Raw genomic sequence first — 23,381 nt, forward strand, 5'->3', positions numbered from 1 at the left:
CGGCGCCGACGCCAGTGGCGCGACCGGTCGGCTGACCGGTCGCGCCGCTTTCGGCTGGATCCGGTCAGGTCGCCAGGTTGCGGCGACGGAAGAGCACCAGCCCCGCCACGGCCAGCGCCAGCGCGACGGCGGACATCACCAGCAGCGGCGTCACGGCGGCCTCGGCGGCCGGCAGCGCTGGGACGTGGCTGAACGGCGAGATGTCGCGCACCGCCTCCGGCAGGCCCAGCAGGCCGCCGAGTTGGCCGAGGACGAGGCTGAGGGTGAAGCCGAGCCAACCCAGACCGACGGCGAGCCGTGGTACGAGCCCGAACGCGGCCACCGCGAACCCGGCCAGGATCAGCGCCGACGGCAGTTGTACGAGAGCCGCGCGGGACAGGTCGACCACCTGCTCGCCGACCCGGCCGGTGCTCGCCCCGTACACCAGGCCGACCGAGAGTCCGGCGAGCCCGAGCAGGGCCAGGGCGCCCGCCACCACGACGAACAGGTGGCTGCCCAACCAGCGCGACCGGCTGGTGGCCGTCGCCAGTACGGCCTCGGCCCGCCCACTCGCCTCCTCGGTCCGCAACCGGAGCAGCGCCTGGACCAGGTAACCGGCGACCATCGCGCCGATGATCGCCATCATCGCCGCCATGAACGAGTCGACCAGGCTGCCCGCGCCGTCGGCGCCGCTCAGGCTCCCGATCGTCTCCGCCGCCCGTTCGTTGTCGGCGAAGCCCTGCTCGACCGCGTTGCCGATGGAGCCGATGGCGAGGCTGAGCACGGTGACCGTGACGGCCCAGCCCAGCAGCGTGCCCCGTTGCAGCCGCCAGGCCAGCCCGAGCGGACTGAGCAGCGTCGGCGCGGCCGTCGCCGGGCCCGGCCGGGCGGCGATGAGCCCCTGGCCGACGTCGCGGTGCGTGGTCAGGACGAAGGCCGCGCCGACCCCGGCGACAAGGAACACGAGCGACAGTCCCAGCACCCACCACCGATCGCCGGTGAACGGCCGAACCTGGCTGGTCCAGCCGATCGGCGACAGCCAGGACGGCCAGGCGCTGGTGATGGTGTAGCCGGCGGGCTGGACCTCGCCGAACGCGTCGCCGAGGCCCCGGAGCAGGTAGGCGGCACCGATCGCGGCGGCGGCGATCCCGTTGGCTCCCCGGGCGGTCTGCGTGATCTGCGCGGCCACGGCCGCGACGGCGGCGAAGACGAGGCCGGCCGCGCCGACCGCCAGACCCGCCGCGACCGCACCGGGCGCGGGTTCGCCGTAACCGACGAGGGTGAGCGCGAGCAGCACGGCCAGGACGGCGTTGGCGATGACGGTCACGAGGAGCGCGGCGGTCAGGCCGGCCAGTCGGCCGACCACGGTCGCGCCGATCATCTCGGTCCGGCCGGTCTCCTCGTTCTGCCTGGTGTGCCGGACCACGGCCAGGGTGCTCATGAACGCGGCCAGCACGGCCAGGAAGGCCAGGATCTGGAACATCGCCATCGCGCCGGAACTCGCCCCGGTCGGGGCGGCCCGGAACATGAGCAGCGCCGGGGTGTCGACGGCGGTGCGCAGGATCGCGATCCGGTCGGCGTCGGTCGGGTACTGCTCGTTCGTCGCGGAGATCGAGAAGGCGGCGAGCAGTGTGGTGCTGAGGATCCAGACCGGCAGTTGCAGCCGGTCCCGGCGCAGTGCGAGGCGGGTCAGCCGGCCCGTCGCGGTGAAGGCGCTCACCGCGCGCCCGCCAACTCGTCGCCGTAGTGACGCAGGAAGAGTGCCTCCAGCGACGGCGGCGCGCTGGTGAGCGTACGCACCTCGAACTGGCTGAGGTGGCGCAGAACGTGGTCCAGTTCGGCGGTGTCCACGTCGAACCGGGCCCGGGTGGTCTCCACCTCCACCTCGTGGACCCCGGGCAGGTCGGAGAGCCCGGTCACGGGCCGGGCCGTCTCCACCGAGATCGTGGTACGGGTGAGGTGGCGCAGTTCGGACAGCGTGCCGGTCTCGACCGTACGTCCCTGGCGGATGATGCTCACCCGGCCGCAGAGCGCCTCCACCTCGGAGAAGATGTGGCTGGAGAGAAGCACGGTGCGGCCCCGTCGAGTGACGTCTCGGACGCAGTCCTGGAAGACGGCCTCCATCAACGGGTCCAGTCCGGAGGTGGGCTCGTCGAGGATGTAGAGCTCCACGTCGGAGGCGAAGGCGGCGATCACGGCGACCTTCTGCCGGTTTCCCTTCGAGTAGGTCCGGGCCCGCTTGGACGGGTCGAGTTGGAACCGCTCGACCAGCTCGTCGCGGCGGCGCTTGTCCAGGCCACCACGGAGGGCACCGAACAGGTCGATCGCCTCTCCACCGGTCAGGTTCGGCCAGAGGTTCACGTCGCCCGGCACGTACGCCAACCGGCGGTGCAGCGTCACCGCGTCCCGCCAGGGATCCCCGCCGAGCAGGCTGACCTGGCCCGCGTCGGCTCGCAGCAGTCCGAGCAGGACCCGGATGGTGGTCGATTTTCCGGCTCCGTTCGGGCCGAGGAAGCCGTGCACCTCGCCGGCGTCGACTTCAAGGTCGAGCCCGTCCAGGGCACGGCTGCGGCCGAACGTTTTCACCAGGCCGGAGACCGAGATAGCTGTTGTCATGCCACGGACGCTACAGAGATTTCACAGAATCATGAAAGTTGGTAAGTGTATGAAAGTCGTCAAGATTTCGCCCCTCCGCGACCCGACACGCGAGACAGGACAGGTGTTGCGATCGCGATCGACAACGACAACCATGTGCGTTAGCGCGGGTCGAGTCCCGTACCACCGAGGAGGACCATGTCTCCCCCACAGGCGCACCTGTTCCTGCTCGCCGGGCAGTACCCGGACACCACCCACGCCCAGACGCTCGACGCCGCCCGGCGCTACGCGCTCGCCGCCGAGACCGCGAACTACGCCGGGGTGTGGATCGCCGAACACCACTTCATCTCGTACGGCATCTGCCCCTCCGCGCTGACCTTCGCCGCCCACCTGCTCGGCGCCACCAGCCGGATCACCGTCGGGACGGCGGCCTGTGTGCTCTCCAACCGGCACCCGGTGGCGCTGGCCGAGGAGGCGGTGCTCCTCGACGAACTCGGCGGCGGGCGGTTCGCGTTGGGCGTCGGACGCGGCGGCCCCTGGGTGGACCTGGAGGTCTTCGGCACCGGGCTGGACCGCTACACGAACGGCTTCGCCGAATCGGTCGACCTGCTGGTGGCCTGGCTCTCCGGCGCCGAGGAGGTGGCCGGGACCGGCCGCTTCCCGTTCCGTCCGGTCCGGGTGGTCCCCCGCCCCCGCCGGCCGGTCCCGACCTGGATCGCGGCCACCTCCGCGCACACCGTCGACCTGGCCGCCCGGCACGGCCTCCCGCTCCTGCTCGGTCTGCACGCCGACAACACCGAAAAGGTCGAACTGCTCGGGCGCTACGCCCGCGTCGCCGAGGAACACGGCCACGATCCGTCGACGGTGGAGCACGCCAGTGCCCACCTCGCGTACGTCGCCGACACCGACCACGACGCCCGCACCGCCGTCCGGACGCACCTGCCCGCACTGCTGCGCGGCGTGGACGAGTACGTCCGGATCGACGGCAGACCGACCGGTGGGCGCGACCACCACCGGTACGTCGAGCGGCTGCTCCAGATCCACCCGGTCGGCGCTGCGGCGTACTGCCGCGAACGGCTCACCGAGGCCGCGGCGACCACCGGCGTACGCCACCTGCTGCTGATGGTCGAGGCCGGCGGCGGCCGGTCGGCGACGCTCGAGAACATCGACCGGCTGGCCGCACAGGTCCTCACCGACACGGTCCCTGACCAGGTCACCCCGGTTCCCAGGAGCGCGACCGGGAGTTCTCGATCGAGGGTCGCGGAGAACTCGAGGGCCGATTGAAGAAAAATTGGAGCGGGATCCGGCACCCTCATCCCATCGGGGGGAGTCGCCGCCTGAACTGGGGCGGACACGCATCGTCGGGGAATGGGTGTCGAACGTGGGCATGGTGCTGCTGTCCGATCCAGAAGTGATGGCGACTCCGGTACGAGAGTCCGGCGAGCCGTTGGTGGATCTGCGCAACGTGGGGGCGTTGCGGATCGACCAACGGCTCGCCGACCCGGACGGCGTGTACGCGCACCTGCGGGTCGGAGTGGTGGACCGGCTGGTGATGGCGCAGACCATGCTGCCGCCCGGGTTCAGGCTCCTCGTCGTCGAGGGACACCGCCCGCTGCGGATCCAGCGGCAGTACTTCGAAGCACACGTCCAGCGGCTACGGGACCGGACGCCCGACGCCGACGAGGCCACCCTCTGGCGCCAGGCCAGCCGTTACATCTCGCCGCCGGAGATCGCGCCGCACGTGGCCGGGGCCGCCGTGGACCTGACCCTCTGCACGGTCGACGGCGAAGAGATCTGGATGGGCACGGAGGTGAACGACACCGACACCACCGCCTGTCACACCGACTCGACCGACATCTCCGACGAAGCGCGTACCAACCGGGAACGGCTCGCCAGCGCGCTACGGACAGCGGGGCTGGTGAACTACCCGAGTGAGTGGTGGCACTGGTCGTACGGCGACCGCTACTGGGCACACCTGACGCATGCCGACCACGCCCCGTACGGTCCCGTCGAGGTCTGATCCGGCCACGCCGGACGGTCCGTCGTCGCCTCGACCCCACGAGCCGACCGATCCACGGCCACTAAGATCCAAGGGTGTTGGGTGGCGTAGTGGCTGGAGGTCGTCGTGCTGCAGGTCCGGCTCCTCGGCCCGGTCGCGGCCTACTCGGCGAATGAGCCGATACCGCTGGGGGGCAGCAAACCCCGGGCGCTCTTCGCGGCCCTGGTGCTCGAACGTGGACGGGTCGTGCCAGCCAGCCGTCTGGTCGACGTGGTCTGGCCGGAAAACCCTCCGGAGCGGGCCCGCGCACTGATCCAGACCTACATCTCCACGCTGCGCAAGTCGTTCGCCCGGCACGGCCACCCCGAGGTGATCGGCACCCAGTCCCCCGGCTACCTGGCCCGGCTCGACAACGCGACCGTCGACGCCGACCTCCTGGCCGACCTCGTCGGCAGAGCGAGGGAAGAGGTTGCGCGGGGCGACCACGCGGTCGGCTCCGGCCTGCTCCACCAGGCGGTCGGCCTCAGCCACGGACCGGCCCTGTCGGGACTGGGGAACTCCCCTCTGGCGGCCGAGGCCCGCCGGCTCGACGAACTGCTGCTGACCGCGCAGGCCGAACGCGTCGAGGTCGAGCTGAGCCTGGGCCGGCTCGACCACCTCGCCGAGTTGACCGGGCTGGTCGCACGCCACCCCACGAACGAACGCCTACGCGGACAGTTGATGGTGACGCTCTACCGGCTGGGCCGCCAGACCGATGCGCTCGCCTGCTACCGGGAGGGCCGCTCGGCCCTTGTCGAGGAACTGGGGGTGGAGCCGGGGCAGCGGCTGCGGGATCTGCACAGCGCGATCCTGCGGGGCGGCGGCGACCTGCTCGAGACGAGCCGACCGGACCGGGAACCCCGGCCCCCGACGGTCGTCCCGGCGCAGGTGCCGCTCGGCCCCTCCGACTTCACCGGACGCGAGGCGGTACGTACCGCGCTCGCTGACGCGCTGCGGACCGCGACCCCCGGCACCCACGTCCTGGCCGGCCAGGGCGGCACCGGCAAGTCCGCCCTGGCCGCCTGGGTGACCCGGCAGGTGGCGGATTCGTTCCCGGACGGCCAGCTCTACGCCGACATGCGGGGCATGACCGACACCCCGGCGACCCCCGACGAGGTGCTCGTCGGTTTCCTGAGGTCACTCGGCGTCAATCCGACACACCTGCCGGACTCGACGCGGGAGCGGACCGAGCTGTACCGCAGTCTGGTCGCCGACCGGCGCCTGCTGGTCCTCTTCGACGACGCCGCCGACGAACAGCAGGTCCGGCCCCTGCTCCCGGCCGGCCCACGGTGCGCCGCGCTGATCACCTCACGGGACCGGCTGGCGGGGCTGGCCGGCGCGGCCCTGACCGAGGTCGAGGTCCTCACCGACGACGAGGCCTGGGCGCTGCTCACCCGCATCATCGGCGCCGCGCGGGCCGACGGTGACGTCGACTCGGCCCGGCGCATCCTTGCCGCCTGCGAGAACCTGCCGTTGGCGATCCGGATCGCCGGCGCCCGTCTGGCGACCCGTCGACACCTGCCGCTGCGCGTGCTCGCCGAGCGCCTCACCGACGAACGACAGCGCCTCGACGAACTCGCCGCCGGCGACCTCGCGGTCCGGTCCAGCATCTCCCTGAGTTACCGAGCACTGGACCCGTCGGCCCGTACCGCCCTGCGGCACCTGGGTTTCTTCGGCCTCCCGAGGTTCGACGCGTGGGTGCTGAGCTCGCTGCTCGACACCTCCGTACCCCTCGCGGAACGGATGCTGGAGGTGCTGGTGGACGCGCATCTGGTCGAGTTCACCGGGGTCGACCAGACCGGGGTTCTGCGCTACCACCTGCACGACCTGGTCCGCCTCTACGCCCGTGAGCGGGCCGATGTCGAGGAGCGCCCCGAGGAGCTGCGGGACGCCATCTCCCGCGCGGTCGGCAGCTGGCGGACGATGATCGATCGCATCACCACCACCTTCCCGCCGGCCGAGGTGGTCTGGCGCAGGCCACCGGGTCCCGGGCTGCCGGTCGCCGAGGATCTGGCCCAACGGGTGCTCGCCGACGCGAGCGGCTGGCTCCAGCGCGAGGAGCCGGTGCTGGTGATCGGCGTCGAGCGGGCGGCGGCGGTCGGCCTGCACGAACTCGCCTGCGACTTCGTGTCCGCCAAGATGGCGTTGCAGTTGGAGGGTGCCAACCGCTTCGAGCTCTGGTCCCGGATCGTCACCGCCGCCCTCCGCGCCGCCGAGCGGGCGGGCAACCTGGACGGTGAGGCGCGGATGCTGGCCGAACTGGCCCAACTGCGCTACGCGGAGGACCGGTACGACGAATCCCGGCGGTACTTCGGCGAGGCGCTGAGCCGGTTCCGAGCGCTCGGCGACATCCCCGGTCAGACCACCGCCCTGGCCGGACTGGGACTGGCCTGCCGGGAGCCCGGCTACCTGGCCGAGGCGTTGCACTTCCTCAACCAGGCCGTACCACTGTTGCGGGAGCTCGACGACGCGGTCGGCATCGGGTACGTGCACCGGGTACGCGGCTCGGTGCTGCTGGAACGGGGCGACTTCGCGATGGCGCTCGCCGACTTCGAGTTGTCGTTGCGGGCGTACCGGCGGACCGGCAGCCAGCGTGGGGTCGCGTACACGTTACGCAGCCTCGGCCTCTACCACCGGGCCCGGGGCGACTACGAGCAGGCGTTACAAGCCTGCGCGGAGTCGGCCGAGATCTTCCGCGAACTCGGCAACGAACTGATGCACTCGTACGCCGTACGCGCCCACGCCACGACGGAGCTGCGGATGGGGCGGCCCGACGCGGCCCTGCCCCGGCTGGAGTGGGCGCTGTCGGTGGCGCGGGAAGCGGGCGACCGCTGGGGACAGGGGGTCGCGTTGCGCGTACTCGGTCAGCTGTACCTGGCCACCGGGCAGCTCGGGTTGGCGGAGGAGTCGCTGGACGCCTCGCTGTCGTTGTGGGACCGGGTGCAGGCGCCACTGTGGCGGGCGCGTACCCGGTACGACCTGTCTCTGGTGTACCGGGCACGCGGCGACATCGACGCGGCCGACCAGGCGTTCACCGAGGCGTACCAGGTCTTCCACCACTACAACTCGCGCGAGTACGTCGAGCTTCAGCGCCGCTGATCCGGCACGCCCGGCCGCGCCGTGACGGTCGGGGCTCGCCGCGCGTCTAGGCTGGCCCTTGTGGATGATTCCGACATTCAACTGCGACCCGTGCGACTGGATGACTTCTGGCTATTCGAACGACAGGCGGTCGATCCGGAAGCCGGCGGTCTTTTCAACTGGTCCGGATACAAGGATCCGACGAGCGCGCGCCGCCAATTCGACCAGAACGGGTTACTGGGCCCGGACGCCGGACGACTCGTCGTGTCGACCGGCGGAACCGTCATCGGCGACGTCGCCTGGAGCAGGGTGACGTACGGGCTCCCGACCTGGTGGTGCTGGAACATAGGGATCTCGCTGCTGCCCGAGTTCCGGTATCGGGGCCTCGGTACGGCGGCGCAGACACAGCTCGTCCGCTATCTGTTTGAAACGACTCCGGCCGAGCGGATAGAGGCTTACACCGACGTGCAGAACAAGCCGGAACAGCGCGCGTCGGAGAAGGTCGGATTCACCCGGGACGGCGTACTCCGCTCCACCCAGTTCCGGGACGGACAATGGTGCGACCTTTACCTCTACAGCCTCCTGCGGCAGGAATTGGAAACCGGTCCCGGCTACGGTTACGGGGAATTGCGTCCACCCGCCGGCGAGGCGGTCAGCGAGGCGGTCAGCGAGGCGGTCAGCGCGCTCCCATTTCGACCAGTTGGTCGCCCCCGCCGGTGCGCTGGTAGAGCACGGTACGCCCGGAGCGCCGGCGCCAGACCAGCCGGGCGTCGCGCAGGACCCTGAGGTGGCCGCCGACCGAGCCCAGTCCGTAACCGGTCAACGCCACCAGTTGGGTGGTGGTCTTCGGCGACTCCAACTGGGTGAGGATGATCGCCCGTACGGGACCGAGCAGGGCACTCAGCGCCTGTGGCGGTGCGATGATGCTCGGGTCGGCCAGCAGGCCGGAGCAGGGGTAGACCACGGCGTACCGCTGCTCTCCCTGCCCCACCCAACCCCGCCGTGAGGTGGTCGGGATGAAGAGCAGCCGGGAGCCGGCAAGATCTCTCGGCGGGTGGTCGTACCCGTTGATCTGGAGTTCTCCATTGTCCAGCCAGCGCATCCCCTTGCGCATCCCGTCCAGCGCGGCGGCCCACCCGCCGGAGCTGACCTGGTGGGTACGGGACACGATGTCGGCCTCGAGCAACTGTCGACGCCGGGGCCAGTCCGGCAGCACGGTCCCGTGCCAGACCCACTCGAACAGGTCGGCCACGCGTTCGGACACGTCGTCACCGCGCAGTTCGGGCGGCAGCGGACCGGGCCAGTCCGTGGCGAGGTCGGCCCGGGCGACGTCGGGCGGTGTGGCCCGTACCTGTCCGACCTCCTCGGCGAAGCCGCCGTCGGTCTGGCTCGGCGGGGTGACCACGAAGTCCGCCACCCACCTGGGCCGGAACGCCACCTTCACGAACGCCGCCGCGAACGGGTCAGCGGCGAGCCGGGCGCGGTAACCGGGACGGTGGGCCTCGAGCCAGGACCGCTGGCCGGGGTGCGTGCCGTGACCGCCCAGCGCCTTGAGCGCGGCGACGGTCTCGATCAGGGGCGAGACCGCGAACCGGCTCCTCGCGAGTACGTCCGCGCCGATGAGCCAGACACTCACACTCGCCTCCCGCCGGCCGCTGCTTTCGTCGGCAGACGAAAATGTAACCGGGCCGGTGGACGCCGGACCACACTGCTGCACGTGCATACGTACCGTGAGTTGTTCCAGGTCCCCGAATTCCGACCGCTGTTCCTCTCCGTCTGCGCCGGGATGGCGGCGAGCACGCTGCGTGGACTCGCGCTCGCCACCCTGGTCTACTCCGCGACCGGGTCACCGCTGCTCTCCGCGCTGAGTCTGTTCGGATCCCACTTCGCGCAGGTGATCGGCGCGTTGACGCTGCTCTCCGTGGCGGACCGGATGCCCCCTCGGGTGGCGATGGTCGCCCTCGCCGTGATCCAGGCGGTCGGCACCCTCGCGCTGGCGCTTCCGGGAATGCCGGTCTGGGGCCTGTTCGTGGTGATCGGCGTGATGGGGCTCGTCGGCTCGGTGGGCGGCGGGGTGCGCTGGGGTCTGCTGGGCGAGATCACGCCCGGCGACGACTACATCCTCGCCCGGTCGGTGTTCAACATGTCGGTCGGCGCGATGCAGATCAGCGGGTTCGCCCTCGGCGGTCTCCTGCTCACGCTCACCACCCCGCGAGTGGTGCTGGTCATGGCGGCGGCCCTCTGCCTCGCCGCTGCCCTCGTCGCCCGGTTCGGGCTCCTCCGGCGCCCACCCAGGGCAACGGGGAGACCATCGGTCGGCGAGACCTGGCGGGTCAACGTACTGCTCTGGTCGGGGCCGGCCCGCCGCTACGCCTATCTCGCGGCCTGGGTGCCCAACGGGCTGGTCGTCGGCTGCGAGGCACTCTTCGTCCCGTACGACCCCGACGCCGCTGCGGTCCTGTTCGTCGCCGGCGCGCTCGGCATGCTGACCGGAGACACCGTCATGGGCCGCTTCGTCCGCCCCGAGTGGAGGAAACGGCTGCTCACCCCGATGCAGTTGCTGCTCGGCGTGCCGTACCTCCTCTTCGCCCTCTCCCCCGCGCTGCCGCTCGCCGCACTCGCGGTCGCCGCCGCGTCCGCCGGGTTCAGCGGCGGACTGCTGCTCCAGCAACGCATCGTCGCCCTGACCCCGCAGGAGGTACGGGGCCAGGCACTCGGGCTGCACTCGGCCGGCATGCTGACCATGCAGGCGGTCGGGGCGTCGGTCGCGGGCTTCGTCGCGCAGTACGTCTCCACCGGTAACGCGATGGTGGTGATGGGCCTGCTCTCCATCACGATCGCCCTCACGCTCCGACCCGGACTGCGCGCCACCGCCGCCGACCGGGTCCTGACGACGTCGCCCGTCTGACCGCTCAGCGCAGGGCCGACCGGGCGGCGGTCTGCACGGCGCCGGTCAGCGCGTTGAGGATGGCCGAGTCCAGCCGCCAGTGCTGCCAGTACAACGGCACGTCGAGGTGCCGGCCGGGGGCGAGCTCCACACAGCGACCGGCGGCGATGTCGTCAAGGGCGATCTGCTCCGGCACCAGGCCCCAACCGAGCCCGAGCCGGACCGCCTCGACGAAACCCCAGGCTGATGGGACGTGGTGCAGCGGCGGGTCGAGCCGTCGCCGGGTGACCCGGTTCAGGAAACGGTGCTGAAGGGTGTCCTTGCGGTTCAACGCGATCATCGGTGCGGCGGCGAAGGCGGCGGAGGCCGGCCCGTCCGGGAAGTGCCGGGTGGCGAGCCGGGGCGCCGCGACGGCGAGGTAGCGCATGGCGCCGAGCCGTTCCACCCGGCAACCCTGGACGGGTACGTTCTGCGCGGTCACCGCGGCCATCACCGATCCGTCCCGGAGCAGTTCGGCGGTGTGGTCCTGATCGTCCTCGCGGAGGTCGAAGGTGACCGTGAACTCCGGTGGCAGCTCGGTCAGGGCGGCGAGGAACCAGGTGGCGAGCGAATCGGCGTTGACCACCACCGCGACCCTGGTCCGGACCGCACCGCCGGCCAGCGGCCCCCGGGCGGCGCGCAGCGCCTCGTGTTCGAGCAGGGCGACCTGACCGGCGAGGCGGAGCAACGCCTGCCCCGCCTCGGTCGCCTCACACGGCTTGGTACGGCGTACCAGCACCTGCCCGACGACCTGTTCGAGCGCCTTGATCCGCTGGCTCACCGCCGACGAGGTGACGTGCAACGTACGGGCGGCGGCCTCGAAGCTGCCCTCGTTGACGACGGCGGCGAAGGTGGTGAGCTGTACCGAGTCGAGTCCCACCTAAGGAATCCTAATCAAGCCTAAGAATCATTAGCTGGAGCGAAGGAGCACGCGACCGTAGCGTCGGCGCATGTCCTCCTCCCCCGCCACCGCGTCATGATCGCCTCCACAGTCGCCGGGTTCTCGGTCTCCCTCGCGCTGATCGTCGCCATCGGCGCGCAGAACGCGTTCGTCCTGCGCCAGGGGCTCCGTCGGGAACACGTCCTGCCCGTGGTCGTGGTCTGCGCCGTCTCGGACGCGCTGCTGATCACGGTCGGCATCGCGGGCGTCGGCGCGGCCATCGCCGGCCACACCACCCTGCTCGACGCGATCCGCTACGGCGGTGCCGCATTCCTTCTCTGCTACGCCGCACTCGCCGCCCGGCGGGCGCTGCGGCCGGCGGCACTCACCCCCACCGAACGCCCCCCGACCGCACTCGGCGTGACCCTGCTGACCTGCCTCGCCATCACGTACCTCAACCCGCACGTCTACCTGGACACGGTGCTGCTGCTCGGCGCCGTCGCCCACCAGCACGAACACCGCTGGTTCTTCGGCGGCGGAGCCGTCCTGGCCAGCACCGTCTGGTTCGCCGTACTCGGCGTCGGAGCGGGACGGCTCGCCCCGGCGCTGGCCCGGCCGGCCGCGTGGCGCGTGCTCGACGCCCTGATCGCCGTGGTGATGGTGGCGCTCGGCGCCTCCCTGCTCCTCGGCTGAGCGAATATGCACGGCCCGGCGACCCCGGTCGCGAGCGCGCGGTGAGCAGGTGCCGGCGGGGTCGGCGCGGTCATCGGTCCTCCGGCGTGCCGGCGGTCTCGACCTTCGTGATGAGCAGCTTCAGCCGCTTGATCTCCTCGGCGAGCGCGGTGCCGCCGTCGGCGGTGAGCGTGATCCAGGTACGGCCACGCCGCCCCTCGTAGCCCTTCTCGACCTCGATCAGGCCGGCCGTCTCCAGCACGCTCAGGTGCTTGGAGAGGTTTCCTGCACCACCTCGTCCAGCCCGGCGCCTCGCAGGGTTCGGCCCTGCGGGCAGGGTCAGAGAGACCATTCGCCGTAACTCAGGCCGCACAGCCCGCAGTTGCTGTCCGGGTGGAGTTCGGGTGGCCAGAGGTGGTCCGCGCAGCCGGCACGGGCCCTCGCCGTAGGAGGGTCCGCCCAATCGCCGGCGGGCAGCCCAGCAGGAGGATCGACAGCGGCGTGACCTGGGGCGGGTTCGGGCTCGTTCGGGGTGCCGGCGTCATCGGTCGTGGCCTGCTCCAATCACCCGTAATGAGCGATGCCGGGCCGGTGCGGGGACCGAGAGCTAGAACTCCGTCCACGATGCACTGATCAACAGCCTACTCCGGGTGGCCGGTCAAGCACGAGTGGTAATACTCCGTCAACCTGCACGCACCGCGGCGACCACCTGACGTACCTGGTCGCCGTCGGTGGCCTCGCGTCCGTCGCGGTCCACCGGTGCCCGCAGGTGCACCTCGCTTGCCCCGGTCCGAGCGAGCACCTCCCTGACGTTGTGCGCCCGGATGCCACCGCCCGCGATCACCCGCAACCGCCCCGCCGCCTGTCGCCGCAGCGCGGCGAGGCGCTCGGCGCCGGTCAGGGCGGTCGGTGCCGCACCGGAGGTGAGGACCGCGTCCGCGCCGAGGGAGATGATCTCCTCCAGCGCACCGAACTGATCCTCGATCTCGTCGAACGCCTTGTGAATGGTGACCGGCATCGGCCCGGCCGCCTCGACCAGGCGGCCCAGCACCGGCAGGTCCAGCCCGCCCCGCTCGTCGACCGCGCCGACCACCACCCCGAGGGCCAGATCGTGCGGGTTGGGCAGGCCACGTATCGCCTCGATGTCGGCGAGCATGACCTGTTCCTCGGCCGCACTCACCCGGAAGTCGCCGCCCCGGGGACGGACCATCACGCGTACGCCGACCCGGCGCAGCAGTCGCAACGTGACCGCGACCGCACCCAGGCTCGGGGTGGTACCACCCTGGCCGAGATCCGCGCAGAGTTCCACCCGGTCGGCACCGGCGGCCTCCGCGACCAGGGCACTCGGTACGTCCCCCACGCAGATCTCCACCGTCGTCGGCAGCTCTGGCCTGCTCATCCGACCACCTTCGCACCTGTTGCGACCCGAGCGGACTCCGGGCGCAGCGGGAAGTGACAGGCGACCTGGTGTACGTCACCGGCGAGTGGTGGCTCGGTCTCGCAGATGGGCTCGGCGAGCGGACACCGGGTCCGGAACCGGCAGCCGGTGGGCGGGTTCAACGCGCTGGGCAGCTCACCCCGGATGGTGATGCTGTCGCGCGGTACGGCACGGTCCGGGGTGGCGGTCGGGACGGCGTCGATGAGCGCCTGCGTGTACGGGTGCCGGGCGGCCCGTACCACGTCGTGGGCCGGGCCGACCTCGACGAGCTTGCCGAGGTACATGACGCCGATCCGGTCCGCCATGTAGTCGACCACGGAGAGATTGTGGCTGATGAACACGTACGCCAGGCCCAGTTCGCGTTGCAGCTCCCGCATCAGGTTGAGCACCTGCGCCTGGATCGACACGTCGAGCGCGCTGACCGGCTCGTCGCCGACGATCAGCCGGGGCCGCAGCGCCAGTGACCGGGCCAGGCCGATGCGTTGCAGCTGACCACCGGAGAACTCGTGCGGGTAACGTTCCAGCACCCGTCGGGAGAGTCCGACCTGGTCGAGCAGGGTGGCGATCCGAGCCCGACGCGCCGGCCCGTCACCGACCTGCTGGATCTCCAGCGGTTCGGTGAGGATCGCGTCGACCCGCATCCGCGGGTTCATCGCCGCGTAGCTGTCCTGGAACATCAACTGGATCTGCCGGTGCATCCGGCGGCGTTCACGCCGGTCCAGGGTGGCGGTGTCGGTGCCGTCGAGGACGATCTGTCCACCGCTGGGTTGCTCCAGGCCGACGACCAGTCGTCCCACCGTGGACTTGCCGCACCCCGATTCGCCCACCAGCCCGAACGTCTCACCGGCCCGGACCTCGAACGACACCCCGGCCACCGCGCTGACCTGCCCGGTCACCCGGCGCAGCAGCCCGCCGGTGGTCGCCTCGAAGTTCTTGACCAGCTCCCGCACCGCGAGGATCGGCTCCTCGGCCGGTTCGGACTCCCCGGCTGCCGCCGCCGGTACGGCGACCGCGCGGACAACCGGCGCCGCCACCGGTGTCACGGTCGTCGGCGCGGCCGGATGCAGGCACGCGTGCTGGTGCGCGTCGGTCGAGAGCGTCACCTCGGTGGTACGGCAGTCCGCCGAGGCGAACCGGCAGCGTGGGGCGAACCGGCAGCCGGTCAGCGGTCGGGACAGGTCCGGCGGCAGGCCGGGAATGCTGTAGAGCGGTTCGTGGGTGTCGGTGTGCCGCATCGCCGACTCCGGCAGCGCCTCCAGCAGCGCCTCGGTGTAACGGTGTCGGGGCGACCGGAACAGCTCGCCGGTGGCGGCGTTCTCGACCACCCTGCCGGCGTACATCACCGCGACCCGGTCGGCGCGTCCGGCGATCACCCCGAGGTCGTGGGTGACCAGGATGACCGCCATCCCGAACTCCTCGCGCAGGTCGTCGATGAGTTCGAGGATCTGCCGCTGGGTGGTGACGTCGAGCGCGGTGGTGGGCTCGTCGGCGATGAGCAGGCGCGGGGAGCAGATCAGCGCCATGGCGATGGCGACCCGTTGCCTCATCCCGCCGGAGAGTTCGTGCGGGTAGTTGTCGACGATCCGGTCGGGACGCGGCATGCCGACCCGGCGCAACATCTCCACCGCGCGTTCCCGTGCCTGTGCCTTGCCGACCCCCTGGTGGACCCGGAGCGGCTCGGCGACCTGGGTGCCGATGCGCATCGTCGGGTTGAGCGAGGTGAGCGGATCCTGGAAGACCATGCCCATCCGTACGCCACGGATGCGCCGTACCTCGTCGGGTGGGAGTGCGCGCAGGTCCCGGCCCTCGAAGAGGATCTGCCCACCGACCACCTCGCCGCCTGGGGGCAGCAGTCCCATCACCGACAGGGCGGTCATCGTCTTGCCGCTGCCGGACTCGCCGACGATGCCGAGCGTCTGGCCCGGTCGGATCTCCAGGCTGACGTCGTCCAGGGCGTGTACGGTGCCGCGACGCAGCGCGATGTCGGTGCTGACCTGCCGCAGGTGCAGCAGGGGCTCCGGGTCCACGACCGTGGCGGAGCCGTCCTGGGGGCGGGTGGTCGGATCGGTTGGTGCGCTCATAACCTGCTCCTGCTAGCGCCGCCGGAGGCGGACCTCGAAGGCGTCCCTGAGCCCGTCGCCGATGAAGTTGAAGGCGAGGACGATGAGGATGATGGCGATTCCGGGCGGATAGAGCAGCCACCAGTGGCCGCTGTAGGTGTCGGCGAGGCCGTCGGAGAGCATGCCGCCCCAGTTGGCCGCCGGCGGGGGGACACCGAGGCCGAGGAAGGACAGGTAGGCGACGTAGAGGATCGCGTCGGCGACCTGGAAGGTGGCGTTGACGATCACGGTGCCGATGGCGTTGGGGACGATGTGCCGACGTACCGCGCGCCCACCGGTGCCGCCCATGGCCCGCATCGCCTGGATGTACTCGCGGGAGCGCAGGCTGAGCGCCTCGCCCCGGACCAGCCGGGCCGGCCCCAGCCAGGCGAAGGCGCCGATGATGAGGATCAGCATCGACACGCTCGGGGTGACGATCGCCGCCAGGAGCATGAACAGGAACAGCGCCGGGATCGACATCATCGCGTCGACCACCCGCATCATCGCCGCGTCCACCCAGCCACCCGCGAAGCCGGCGACGGCTCCCCAGACGGTGCCGAGCGCGGTGGCCAGGATGCCCGCCGCCAGTCCGACGATGATGGAGGTCTGCCCGCCGAGCATCAGCCGGCCGAGCTGGTCGTAGCCGACACCGTCGGTGCCGAGCGGGTGCCCGGCGGTGCCCGGGGGCAGGTACACCGAGGCGAGGTCGGTGTGGACCTGGTCGGTGCGGTGCAGCAGCGGCCCGAGGAAACAGATGCCGGCGAGCAGGATGAACAGCCCCAGCCCGACCAGGGCCAGCCGGTTCTCGCAGAAGACCGCCAACCCTTGACGCCAGAGGCCGCGTACGGGTGGCTCGTCGGTGCCGCCGGGGCGGGACGCGCTCGGGTCGACCGGGCCGGATGTCTCGTCCAGTGCGGTCATGACGCGCCCGCCCGGAGCCGGACCCGGGGGTCGACGGCCGCGTACACCAGGTCGGCGAGGAGCGCGCCGAACACGGTGGCGACCGAGATGATCAAAGTGACGCCGAGCAAGATCGGGAAGTCGCGCTTGAGCGCGGCCTGCCAGAAGAGCTGCCCCATGCCGGGAAAGTTGAACAGTGACTCGACCACCAGGGCACCGCTGAACAGCGCCGGCAGGTACATGCCGAGCAGGGTGATCACCGGGAACAGCCCGTTGCGCAGGGTGTGCAGGACAACCACCCGTCGCTCGGACAGGCCCTTGCTACGCGCGGTGCGTACGTAGTTCTCGTTGAGGTTGTCGACCATCGAGGAACGTACGTAGCGGGAGTAGACCGCGATCGTCACGATCGCCAGGGTGACGGTGGGCAGGACGAGTCCGGCCGGGTCGGCGAGCACCTCCGCCAGGGTGAACCCCTGCGGCGCCTCGGGCGGCAGGACCGGCCAGACCTGCGAGAACAAAATGATCATCATGAGACCCAGGAAGAAGATCGGGGTGGCGTACGCGAGCAGTGACACCGAGGTGATCGCGTAGTCCGGCCACCGGTTGCGTCGTACCGCCTGGATCACCCCGAGCGGGATCGCCACCACGACGGCCAACAGGGTCGAGAGCAGCGACAGCACCATGGTCTTCGGGAGCCGCTGGGCGATGGCCTCGGTGACCGACTGGTTGAGTTGGAACGAGTAGCCGAGGTCGCCGTGGAGCAGGCGCTGGACGTACATCGCGTACTGCTGGATCCAGGGCTGGTCGTAGCCCATCTCGTGGTCGAACGCGGCCAGTTGCTCCAACGTCGCCTCCTTACCGAGGGTGGCTCGAGCCACACCCCCGGGCAGGAGATGCAGGATGATGAACGTGATCACCGTGACGAGCACGACGACGATGAGGGCCTGGCCCAGGCGCGTGACGAGATACCTGACCACTGGCGACTCCCTCCCGGTCAGGGGCTCCGGTGGCGCGTGCGGGCGCCACCGGAGCCGGGACGGTCAGTGACTCAGCTCTTCCAGGACCAGTCCTGGAAGAACATGTTGTTCATCGGGTCCTGCGGTTCGACGCCCTGGAGCCCGGTGCGGTACGCCGAGATCTGGAACACCGGATTGGGCATCCAGAGCACCGGCAGATCCTTCGCCAGCAGGTCGTTGTACGCCTTGAGCGCGCCGTCGTCCTCGGAGAACTGGGTCGCCTCGATCAGCTTGTCGGCCTCCGGGTTGCTGTAGCTGCCCAGGTTGACCGGGGCATCCGTGGCGAAGAGCCGCTCACCGCTGGCGAAGGCCGGGTAGTACCAGCTGCCCTGCGATCCGAAGAAGGACATGTCCCAGGTGCAGGTGGCGTCGGTCGGCTTGCAGGCCGGGGTGACCGCGACCGAGTCCGGGACCTCCTTGATGGTCAGATCGATGCCGACCTTGGACATCTGCGACTTGATCTCGGCGAACATCTTGGTGGTCGCGGCGAACCCGGTCTGGCTGACCACGGTCAGGGCCAGCGGGGTGCCCGCGGCGATGCCCTCGCCGCACTGGTCCGCGCCGCTGCCCGCGTTCTGGCAGGTGGTCTGCCCGTCCGGGGTCACCTTCCAGCCGTGGCTCTCCAGCAGTTGCCGCGCCTTGGCCGGGTCGAACGAGTAGACGCATCCGCTGGAGGCGTCACTGCCGGGCTTCGGCGGCACCGGACCACAGCTCGGCGACGCCATGCCGGACCAGATCACCTTGCTGATCGTCGGCTGGTCGATCAGCATCTGCATCGCCTGGCGCAGGTACGGCTGCTTGAACAGCACGCCCGTCTTCGGGTTGTGGTAGTTCAGTTGCAGGTAGGTGACGGACCACCCGTACCAGGGCGAGATCTTGTAGTCCTTGGACTCCAGGTACTTCTCCTGGGACAGGTTCGACGCGGGCACGTAGCCGTAGTCGATCTCCCCGGCGCGGAGCACGTTGAACTCCGCGTCATCACTGGTGAACGGCCGAAGCACCACCTTCGACAGCTTCGGCTTGTCACTGCCGGAGTAGTTCGGCTGTGCGGTGAGGACGACCTCGCCGTTCGGCACGTACCGGTCCAGCTTCCACGCCCCGCTGTTGACCTTCCACAGCTCGTTGGTCGCGTACGTCTTCGGGTCCTTGGCCGCCTCGGTGAGGAAGGCGAAGACCTTCTGGGCGCCGGCCGGCGTGCTGGAGAGGTCGGCCACCTGCGCGGTCGCGGAGTCCTTGTCCCAGACGTGCTGCGGCATCGGCACGATCCGGTTGAGCTGGTTCCCGACAAACCACGCGGTGTTGTACACCTGGGTGGTGGTCAACGAGAAGGTCTTCTCGTCCTTCACGGTGAACGCGGCGATGTTGTCCGGGAAGCCACCGGCCCGGTAGGACGCCCACTTGTCCTTGTTGGCGGTGACCAGGTCGTACCAGAACTTGATGTCCCGGGTGGTGACCGGCTTCCCGTCCGACCAGGTGTTCTCCTTGAGCGTGATGTTCATGGTCCGGCCGCCGTCGCTGATCTCCGGGGGCTGGGCCATCGAGCGCTCGGGGTCGATGTTGTACTTCGCCGACCCGTCCAGCCGGTACTCGTACAGGTGCCGGTACTGGGCCGCGCCGAAGATCGCGTTCTCGCCCTGGGTGAAGCCCGGTGCCGAGATCGGCAGGATCCAGTTCGGGGTACGGAAGGCTACGGTCACGGTGTCCCGGCCCTGGCTTCCGCCCTCACCGGTCTTGGTCGAGCCGGCACCACCCGTGCAGGCGGTGAGCCCCAGTCCGATGACGATCGCGCTGGCTACGGCCATGGTGCCGCGCCGTGCGCGCCACGGGAATCTGCGTCTCATGGGTCTCCTCGATTGATGGCCTGCGCCCCGCGTCGTCCGCGCCGGGGACGTCGGGTCCGGCCGCCCGGTGCTCCTCGAGCGATCAATGCGGAGAATGTATAGCGGGTAAAGTTTTGAGTCAACGAAACTAACGAGCTTTATTCGGCAACTTTGGTTGGGCTACGATCGAAGTCGGCGAAGCATCTTCCGATACTCTTCGCGGTGGCGCGTCCCCGCCGCCGGAGGGCGCAGGGAACGCCGGAAGACCGGCCCTGAGAAGGAGAGGCATGTCGGATCCGTCGATCTCCGCCACCCTGCGCGAACAGACCATCAACCTGCTCGCCAGCGGTGCGGCCACCTCCCGCGCCGACCTCGTGGAGGCGCTCCAGGTCGCCCCCTCGACGGTCACCAGCGTGGTACGGCGCCTGCTCGAGGAGGGCGCCGTGCTGGAGGAGGGCGTGGGCCGCTCCACCGGCGGACGACGACCACGGATCCTGCGCCTACGCGAGACCGAGGGTGTCTTCGCCGTCTCCGAACTGGGCGCCCAGCACGCCCGCGTCGGCATCTGCGCACCCGACGGACGACTGCTCGCGACCGAGGAGGTCGCCATCGACATCGCCGCCGGCCCCGGTGAAGTCTTCGACACCGTCGCCCAGACGTTCGCCAGCCTCCAGGCCGCCACCAGCCCCGGGCAGGCGCTACTCGGCGTGGGTGCGGCTCTGCCGGGTCCGGTCGAGTTCCCCCGGGGCCGTCTCATCGGCCCCGCCCGCATGCCCGGGTGGAGTGGTGTCGACGCACAGGCCGACCTCGGCCGGCGGTTCGACGTCCCGGTGGTGGTCGACAACGACGCCCGTGCCGCCGCGATCGGCGAGTATGTCACCCGGGGCCGGGACACCGACGACATGATCTACGTCAAGGCCGGCACCGGCATCGGCGGCTGCCTCGTCACCGACGGCCAGATCTACCGGGGCGGCCGGGGACTCAGCGGCGACGTCACCCACGTACGCGTGGCCGACAGCGGTGAACGCCACTGCTCCTGCGGCAACCGGGGCTGCCTGGAGACCGTGGCCAGCGGCGCCGCCCTGGCCCACCAACTGACCGAACGTGGCCTGCCGGCGACCACCACCCGCGACGTCATCACCGCCGTGAACAACGCCGAGCCGACCGCCGTGACGACCGTGCGCCGCGCCGGCGGGCTGGTCGGGGTGGCCCTCTCCGGGCTGGTCAACTTCCTGAACCCGGACGCCGTCGTCATCGGCGGAGCCCTCTCCAGCCTCGACGTCTACGTGGCCGCCGCCCGTGGCGTGCTCTACGAACGCTGCCTGCCGTCCATGACCCAGTCACTCTCCATCGACGCCAGCACCGCCGGCGCGGACGCGGCCCTCATCGGCCTCGGGCACCTGGTGCGTACGGCGGCCGACGTCCGACCCGCCTGAGGAGTTCTGCACCCGTGCCCCGTCCCCTGCGCATCGCCATCGGCGGCGTCCACATCGAATCCAGCACCTTCACCCCCCACCTGAGCACCGCCGACGACTTCGAGGTCACCCGGGGGGACGCGCTGCTGGCCCGCTACGACTGGCTCGCCCCGGTCCAGCCCTGGGCCGCCGACGTGGAATGGATACCCCTGGTCCACGCCTGGGCACTGCCCGGCGGCGTGGTCGACGCGACCAGCTACGACGCCTGGTCCACCGAGATCACTGGCATGCTGGCCGGGATCGGCCCCGTCGACGGCGTCCTGCTCGACATCCACGGCGCGATGAGCGTGGTCGGGCGGGACGACGCCGAGGGTGACCTGGTCACCGCGATCCGGTCGGTGATCGGGCCGGAGCCGTACATCTCCGCCGCCATGGACCTGCACGGCAACGTGTCCCCGGTCCTGTTCCACGGCTGCGACCTGCTCACCTGCTACCGCACCGCGCCCCACGTCGACGTCTGGGAAACCCGCGAGCGGGCCGCCCACAACCTGGTCGACGCGCTCCGCCGAGGGGAGCGTCCACACAAGGCACTGGTGCACGTACCGATCCTGCTGCCCGGCGAGATGACCAGCACCCGGATCGAACCCGCCCGGAGCCTGTACGGACGCATCCCCGGGATCGAAGCTCGGGACGGGATCGTCGACGCCGCCATCTGGATCGGCTTCGCCTGGGCCGACCAGCCCCGCTGCCGGGCCGCCGTCGTCGTCACCGGCACCAGCGCCGGCCCGACCACCGAAGCCGCCCGTGAGCTCGGCGAACACTTCTGGGCCGCGCGGGACGAGTTCGCGTTCGTCGCGCCGACCGGCTCGATGGACGAATGCCTCGACGCGGCCACGGTCGCGGTCGCCGACCCGGCCCGGCGCCCGTTCTTCATCAGCGACTCCGGTGACAACCCCGGCGCCGGCGGAGCCGACGACGTCACCTTCGCGCTCGAACGGATGCTCGCCCGCCCCGCCGTCCGCGACGGCTCACTGCGGGCGGTGTACGCCTCCCTGGTCGACCCGGAGGCGGTGGCGCGGATCGCCGACCAGCCGCTCGGCTCACCGGTCGACGTACTCGCCGGTGGGCGGATCGACCCACGTGAGCCCGGCCCGCTCCGGCTGGTGGGAACCCTGGAGGCGGTCGCCGACGACCCCGACGGCGGACGGTGCGTGAGCGTACGGGTCGGTGGCCTGAGTGTCCTGCTCACCTCCCGTCGGATGCAGTACCGCCAGGTCGCCTCCTACAGCCGACTCGGCATCGCGGTCGACGCGGTGGACATCGTCGTGGTGAAGATCGGCTACCTCGAACCCGAACTCTTCGACGCGGCCGGCGACTGGCTGCTCGCCCTGACTCCGGGCGGCGTCGACCAGGACCTCGAACGGCTGCCGTACGAGCGCCTGATCCGACCGCTCTTCCCGCTGGACCGCGACTTCGTCGCGGACCTCACCGTGGTGACCGGGTGATCGCGTGACCCGGTACAGCACACCTGCCGCCGAACGCTGCGTCCTCGCGGTCGACGTCGGGGGCACCACCATGAAGGGGTCCGTGGTCGGCGAGGACGGACGGATCCGGCACTCGCTGGTCGTACCCTCCCAGACCGCGACCGACACCGAGCCGATCGACGCGGTGCGGGCCCTCTGCCTGCGGCTGCGCGACGACGCGCTCGCCCTCGGCGCCACACCGGTCGGGGTCGGGGTGGTCACCCCCGGCATCGTCGACGAGGCGGCCGGGGTGGTCCGTTACGCCTCCAACATCAGGTTCCGGGATGTCCCGCTGCGCACCCTGGTCGGCCAGGACCTCGGCCTGCCGGCGGCGATCGGGCACGACGCACGGGCGGCGGGCCTCGCCGAGGCGGTCGCCGGAGCCGGCCGTGGGCTGGACAACTTCCTCCTCCTGCCGTTGGGCACCGGCATCGCGGCGACCGTGGTGCTGCACGGCGAGCCGGTCACCGGTGCCTCCTGGTCGGCCGGGGAGGTAGGCCACACGCCCGTCCATCCGGGCGGCGAACCGTGCAGCTGTGGCCAGCGGGGCTGCCTCGAGGTGTACGCCTCCGCCGGCGGCATGGCCCGCCGCTACGCGCGGCTCGGTGGCACGTCGGGGCTGGACAGCCAGGCCATCGCCGAGGCCACCGGCACCGACCCGCTCGCCCGCAGCGTCTGGGACACCGCCACGCACGCCCTCGGGACCGCGCTGACCACCCTCACCCTGACCCTCGATCCGGCCTGCATCATCCTCGGCGGCGGCCTTGCCGAGGCCGGCGCGCAACTGCTCGACCCGGTACGCGACACGCTGCGCGCCTCACTCGCCTGGCGCAGCGCCCCGCCGGTGCTCACCTCGACGTTCGGAGCGCTCGCCGCCCAGGTGGGCGCGGCCATCCTGGCCCGGCGGGCGGCCGGGTTGCCGGTACCGCAGGGGTGGGGCGCTCCCCTGCCCGAGTCCGTGGGGCTCCGCTGACCTGGGGGCCGGTCTCCTGACAGCCGTGT

19 protein-coding genes are annotated in these 23,381 nt (G+C 71.0%); 9 read left to right on the forward strand and 10 right to left on the reverse strand.

Annotated elements, in window-relative coordinates; all coding sequences use genetic code 11:
* Positions 1 to 64 precede the first annotated feature (64 nt).
* Positions 65 to 1,699, reverse strand: coding sequence for an ABC transporter permease (locus BDK92_RS02850; RefSeq protein WP_121154308.1), 1,635 nt, complete (start codon positions 1,697 to 1,699; stop codon positions 65 to 67).
* Positions 1,696 to 2,595, reverse strand: a complete 900-nt coding sequence (locus BDK92_RS02855) for an ABC transporter ATP-binding protein (protein WP_121154310.1) — start codon at positions 2,593 to 2,595, stop codon at positions 1,696 to 1,698. Before BDK92_RS02855 ends, BDK92_RS02850 begins: the two co-directional genes overlap by 4 nt.
* Positions 2,596 to 2,772: 177 nt before the next feature.
* On the opposite strand from BDK92_RS02855, the gene BDK92_RS02860 reads away from it, so the two are divergent.
* The 4 genes from BDK92_RS02860 to BDK92_RS41075 all read left to right on the forward strand — a co-directional run bounded on the left by BDK92_RS02860 (position 2,773) and on the right by BDK92_RS41075 (position 8,476).
* Positions 2,773 to 3,858 carry an LLM class flavin-dependent oxidoreductase gene (locus tag BDK92_RS02860; protein ID WP_121154312.1) on the forward strand — a complete coding sequence of 362 codons (1,086 nt, stop codon included), beginning with the start codon at positions 2,773 to 2,775 and terminating at the stop codon, positions 3,856 to 3,858.
* 103 nt (positions 3,859 to 3,961) lie between these two features.
* Positions 3,962 to 4,594 carry a M15 family metallopeptidase gene (locus BDK92_RS02865; protein ID WP_121154314.1) on the forward strand — a complete coding sequence of 211 codons (633 nt, stop codon included), beginning with the start codon at positions 3,962 to 3,964 and terminating at the stop codon, positions 4,592 to 4,594.
* 105 nt (positions 4,595 to 4,699) lie between these two features.
* Positions 4,700 to 7,711 carry an AfsR/SARP family transcriptional regulator gene (locus tag BDK92_RS02870; RefSeq protein WP_121154316.1) on the forward strand — a complete coding sequence of 1,004 codons (3,012 nt, stop codon included), beginning with the start codon at positions 4,700 to 4,702 and terminating at the stop codon, positions 7,709 to 7,711.
* Between the two features lie 90 nt (positions 7,712 to 7,801).
* A complete protein-coding gene (locus BDK92_RS41075) occupies positions 7,802 to 8,476 on the forward strand; it encodes a GNAT family N-acetyltransferase (protein WP_425462291.1) in 675 nt (224 codons plus the stop codon).
* Here BDK92_RS41075 and BDK92_RS02880 read toward each other — a convergent pair.
* Positions 8,367 to 9,326, reverse strand: a complete 960-nt coding sequence (locus tag BDK92_RS02880; protein WP_121154320.1) for an ArsR/SmtB family transcription factor — start codon at positions 9,324 to 9,326, stop codon at positions 8,367 to 8,369. The two genes, BDK92_RS41075 and BDK92_RS02880, sit on opposite strands and share 110 nt — an antisense overlap.
* Positions 9,327 to 9,407: 81 nt before the next feature.
* Between BDK92_RS02880 and BDK92_RS02885 the strand changes: the two genes are divergently transcribed.
* Positions 9,408 to 10,598: an MFS transporter gene (locus tag BDK92_RS02885; RefSeq protein ID WP_121154322.1), complete on the forward strand. Its 1,191-nt coding sequence runs from the start codon at positions 9,408 to 9,410 to the stop codon at positions 10,596 to 10,598.
* A 4-nt stretch (positions 10,599 to 10,602) separates the two neighbouring features.
* Here BDK92_RS02885 and BDK92_RS02890 read toward each other — a convergent pair whose 3' ends face one another.
* Positions 10,603 to 11,496 (reverse strand): LysR family transcriptional regulator ArgP, encoded by an 894-nt coding sequence (locus BDK92_RS02890; protein ID WP_121154324.1) that lies wholly within the window; start codon positions 11,494 to 11,496, stop codon positions 10,603 to 10,605.
* 96 nt (positions 11,497 to 11,592) lie between these two features.
* Here BDK92_RS02890 and BDK92_RS02895 point away from each other — a divergent pair, with 96 nt between their 5' ends.
* Positions 11,593 to 12,189, forward strand: coding sequence for a LysE/ArgO family amino acid transporter (locus BDK92_RS02895; RefSeq protein ID WP_121154326.1), 597 nt, complete (start codon positions 11,593 to 11,595; stop codon positions 12,187 to 12,189).
* Between the two features lie 70 nt (positions 12,190 to 12,259).
* On the opposite strand, the gene BDK92_RS02900 is transcribed toward BDK92_RS02895, so the two are convergent.
* The 6 genes from BDK92_RS02900 to BDK92_RS02925 form a co-directional block, all read right to left on the reverse strand.
* On the reverse strand, positions 12,260 to 12,520 hold the full coding sequence (locus BDK92_RS02900) for a transcriptional regulator (protein WP_121154328.1): 261 nt from the start codon (positions 12,518 to 12,520) through the stop codon (positions 12,260 to 12,262).
* A gap of 330 nt (positions 12,521 to 12,850) precedes the next feature.
* Positions 12,851 to 13,567 (reverse strand): copper homeostasis protein CutC, encoded by a 717-nt coding sequence (locus tag BDK92_RS02905; protein ID WP_121154330.1) that lies wholly within the window; start codon positions 13,565 to 13,567, stop codon positions 12,851 to 12,853.
* On the reverse strand, positions 13,564 to 15,687 hold the full coding sequence (locus tag BDK92_RS02910; RefSeq protein WP_121154332.1) for an ABC transporter ATP-binding protein: 2,124 nt from the start codon (positions 15,685 to 15,687) through the stop codon (positions 13,564 to 13,566). The genes BDK92_RS02905 and BDK92_RS02910 overlap by 4 nt, the downstream gene beginning before the upstream one ends.
* Positions 15,688 to 15,699: 12 nt before the next feature.
* A complete protein-coding gene (locus BDK92_RS02915) occupies positions 15,700 to 16,626 on the reverse strand; it encodes an ABC transporter permease (protein WP_121154334.1) in 927 nt (308 codons plus the stop codon).
* Positions 16,623 to 17,582 (reverse strand): ABC transporter permease, encoded by a 960-nt coding sequence (locus BDK92_RS02920; RefSeq protein ID WP_121154336.1) that lies wholly within the window; start codon positions 17,580 to 17,582, stop codon positions 16,623 to 16,625. The genes BDK92_RS02915 and BDK92_RS02920 overlap by 4 nt, the downstream gene beginning before the upstream one ends.
* Positions 17,583 to 17,653: 71 nt before the next feature.
* Positions 17,654 to 19,462, reverse strand: a complete 1,809-nt coding sequence (locus tag BDK92_RS02925; protein ID WP_121154338.1) for a peptide ABC transporter substrate-binding protein — start codon at positions 19,460 to 19,462, stop codon at positions 17,654 to 17,656.
* 266 nt (positions 19,463 to 19,728) lie between these two features.
* Between BDK92_RS02925 and BDK92_RS02930 the strand changes: the two genes are divergently transcribed.
* From BDK92_RS02930 to BDK92_RS02940, 3 genes are read left to right on the forward strand one after another with little or no spacing between them, the layout of a single operon-like run.
* A complete protein-coding gene (locus tag BDK92_RS02930) occupies positions 19,729 to 20,877 on the forward strand; it encodes an ROK family transcriptional regulator (protein ID WP_121154340.1) in 1,149 nt (382 codons plus the stop codon).
* Between the two features lie 14 nt (positions 20,878 to 20,891).
* The gene (locus BDK92_RS02935) at positions 20,892 to 22,361 is read left to right on the forward strand and encodes a M81 family metallopeptidase (RefSeq protein ID WP_121154342.1); all 1,470 of its coding nucleotides are present in this window, start codon (positions 20,892 to 20,894) and stop codon (positions 22,359 to 22,361) included.
* 4 nt (positions 22,362 to 22,365) lie between these two features.
* On the forward strand, positions 22,366 to 23,352 hold the full coding sequence (locus BDK92_RS02940; RefSeq protein WP_121154344.1) for an ROK family protein: 987 nt from the start codon (positions 22,366 to 22,368) through the stop codon (positions 23,350 to 23,352).
* Positions 23,353 to 23,381 lie beyond the last annotated feature (29 nt).

The sequence above is a fragment of the Micromonospora pisi genome (genome assembly GCF_003633685.1).
In the GTDB taxonomy this organism is placed as follows: Bacteria; Actinomycetota; Actinomycetes; order Mycobacteriales; family Micromonosporaceae; genus Micromonospora_G; species Micromonospora_G pisi.

Excerpts from the sequence above, each read along its gene's own strand:
- BDK92_RS02855 (WP_121154310.1), bottom strand. The coding sequence starts at position 2,595 with ATGACAACAGCTATCTCGGTCTCCGGCCTGGTGAAAACGTTCGGCCGC.
- BDK92_RS02860 (WP_121154312.1), top strand. The coding sequence starts at position 2,773 with ATGTCTCCCCCACAGGCGCACCTGTTCCTGCTCGCCGGGCAGTACCCG.
- BDK92_RS02865 (WP_121154314.1), top strand. The coding sequence starts at position 3,962 with ATGGTGCTGCTGTCCGATCCAGAAGTGATGGCGACTCCGGTACGAGAG.
- BDK92_RS02895 (WP_121154326.1), top strand. The coding sequence starts at position 11,593 with ATGATCGCCTCCACAGTCGCCGGGTTCTCGGTCTCCCTCGCGCTGATC.
- BDK92_RS02900 (WP_121154328.1), bottom strand. The coding sequence starts at position 12,520 with ATGGTCTCTCTGACCCTGCCCGCAGGGCCGAACCCTGCGAGGCGCCGG.
- BDK92_RS02905 (WP_121154330.1), bottom strand. The coding sequence starts at position 13,567 with ATGAGCAGGCCAGAGCTGCCGACGACGGTGGAGATCTGCGTGGGGGAC.
- BDK92_RS02910 (WP_121154332.1), bottom strand. The coding sequence starts at position 15,687 with ATGAGCGCACCAACCGATCCGACCACCCGCCCCCAGGACGGCTCCGCC.
- BDK92_RS02915 (WP_121154334.1), bottom strand. The coding sequence starts at position 16,626 with ATGACCGCACTGGACGAGACATCCGGCCCGGTCGACCCGAGCGCGTCC.
- BDK92_RS02925 (WP_121154338.1), bottom strand. The coding sequence starts at position 19,462 with ATGAGACGCAGATTCCCGTGGCGCGCACGGCGCGGCACCATGGCCGTA.
- BDK92_RS02930 (WP_121154340.1), top strand. The coding sequence starts at position 19,729 with ATGTCGGATCCGTCGATCTCCGCCACCCTGCGCGAACAGACCATCAAC.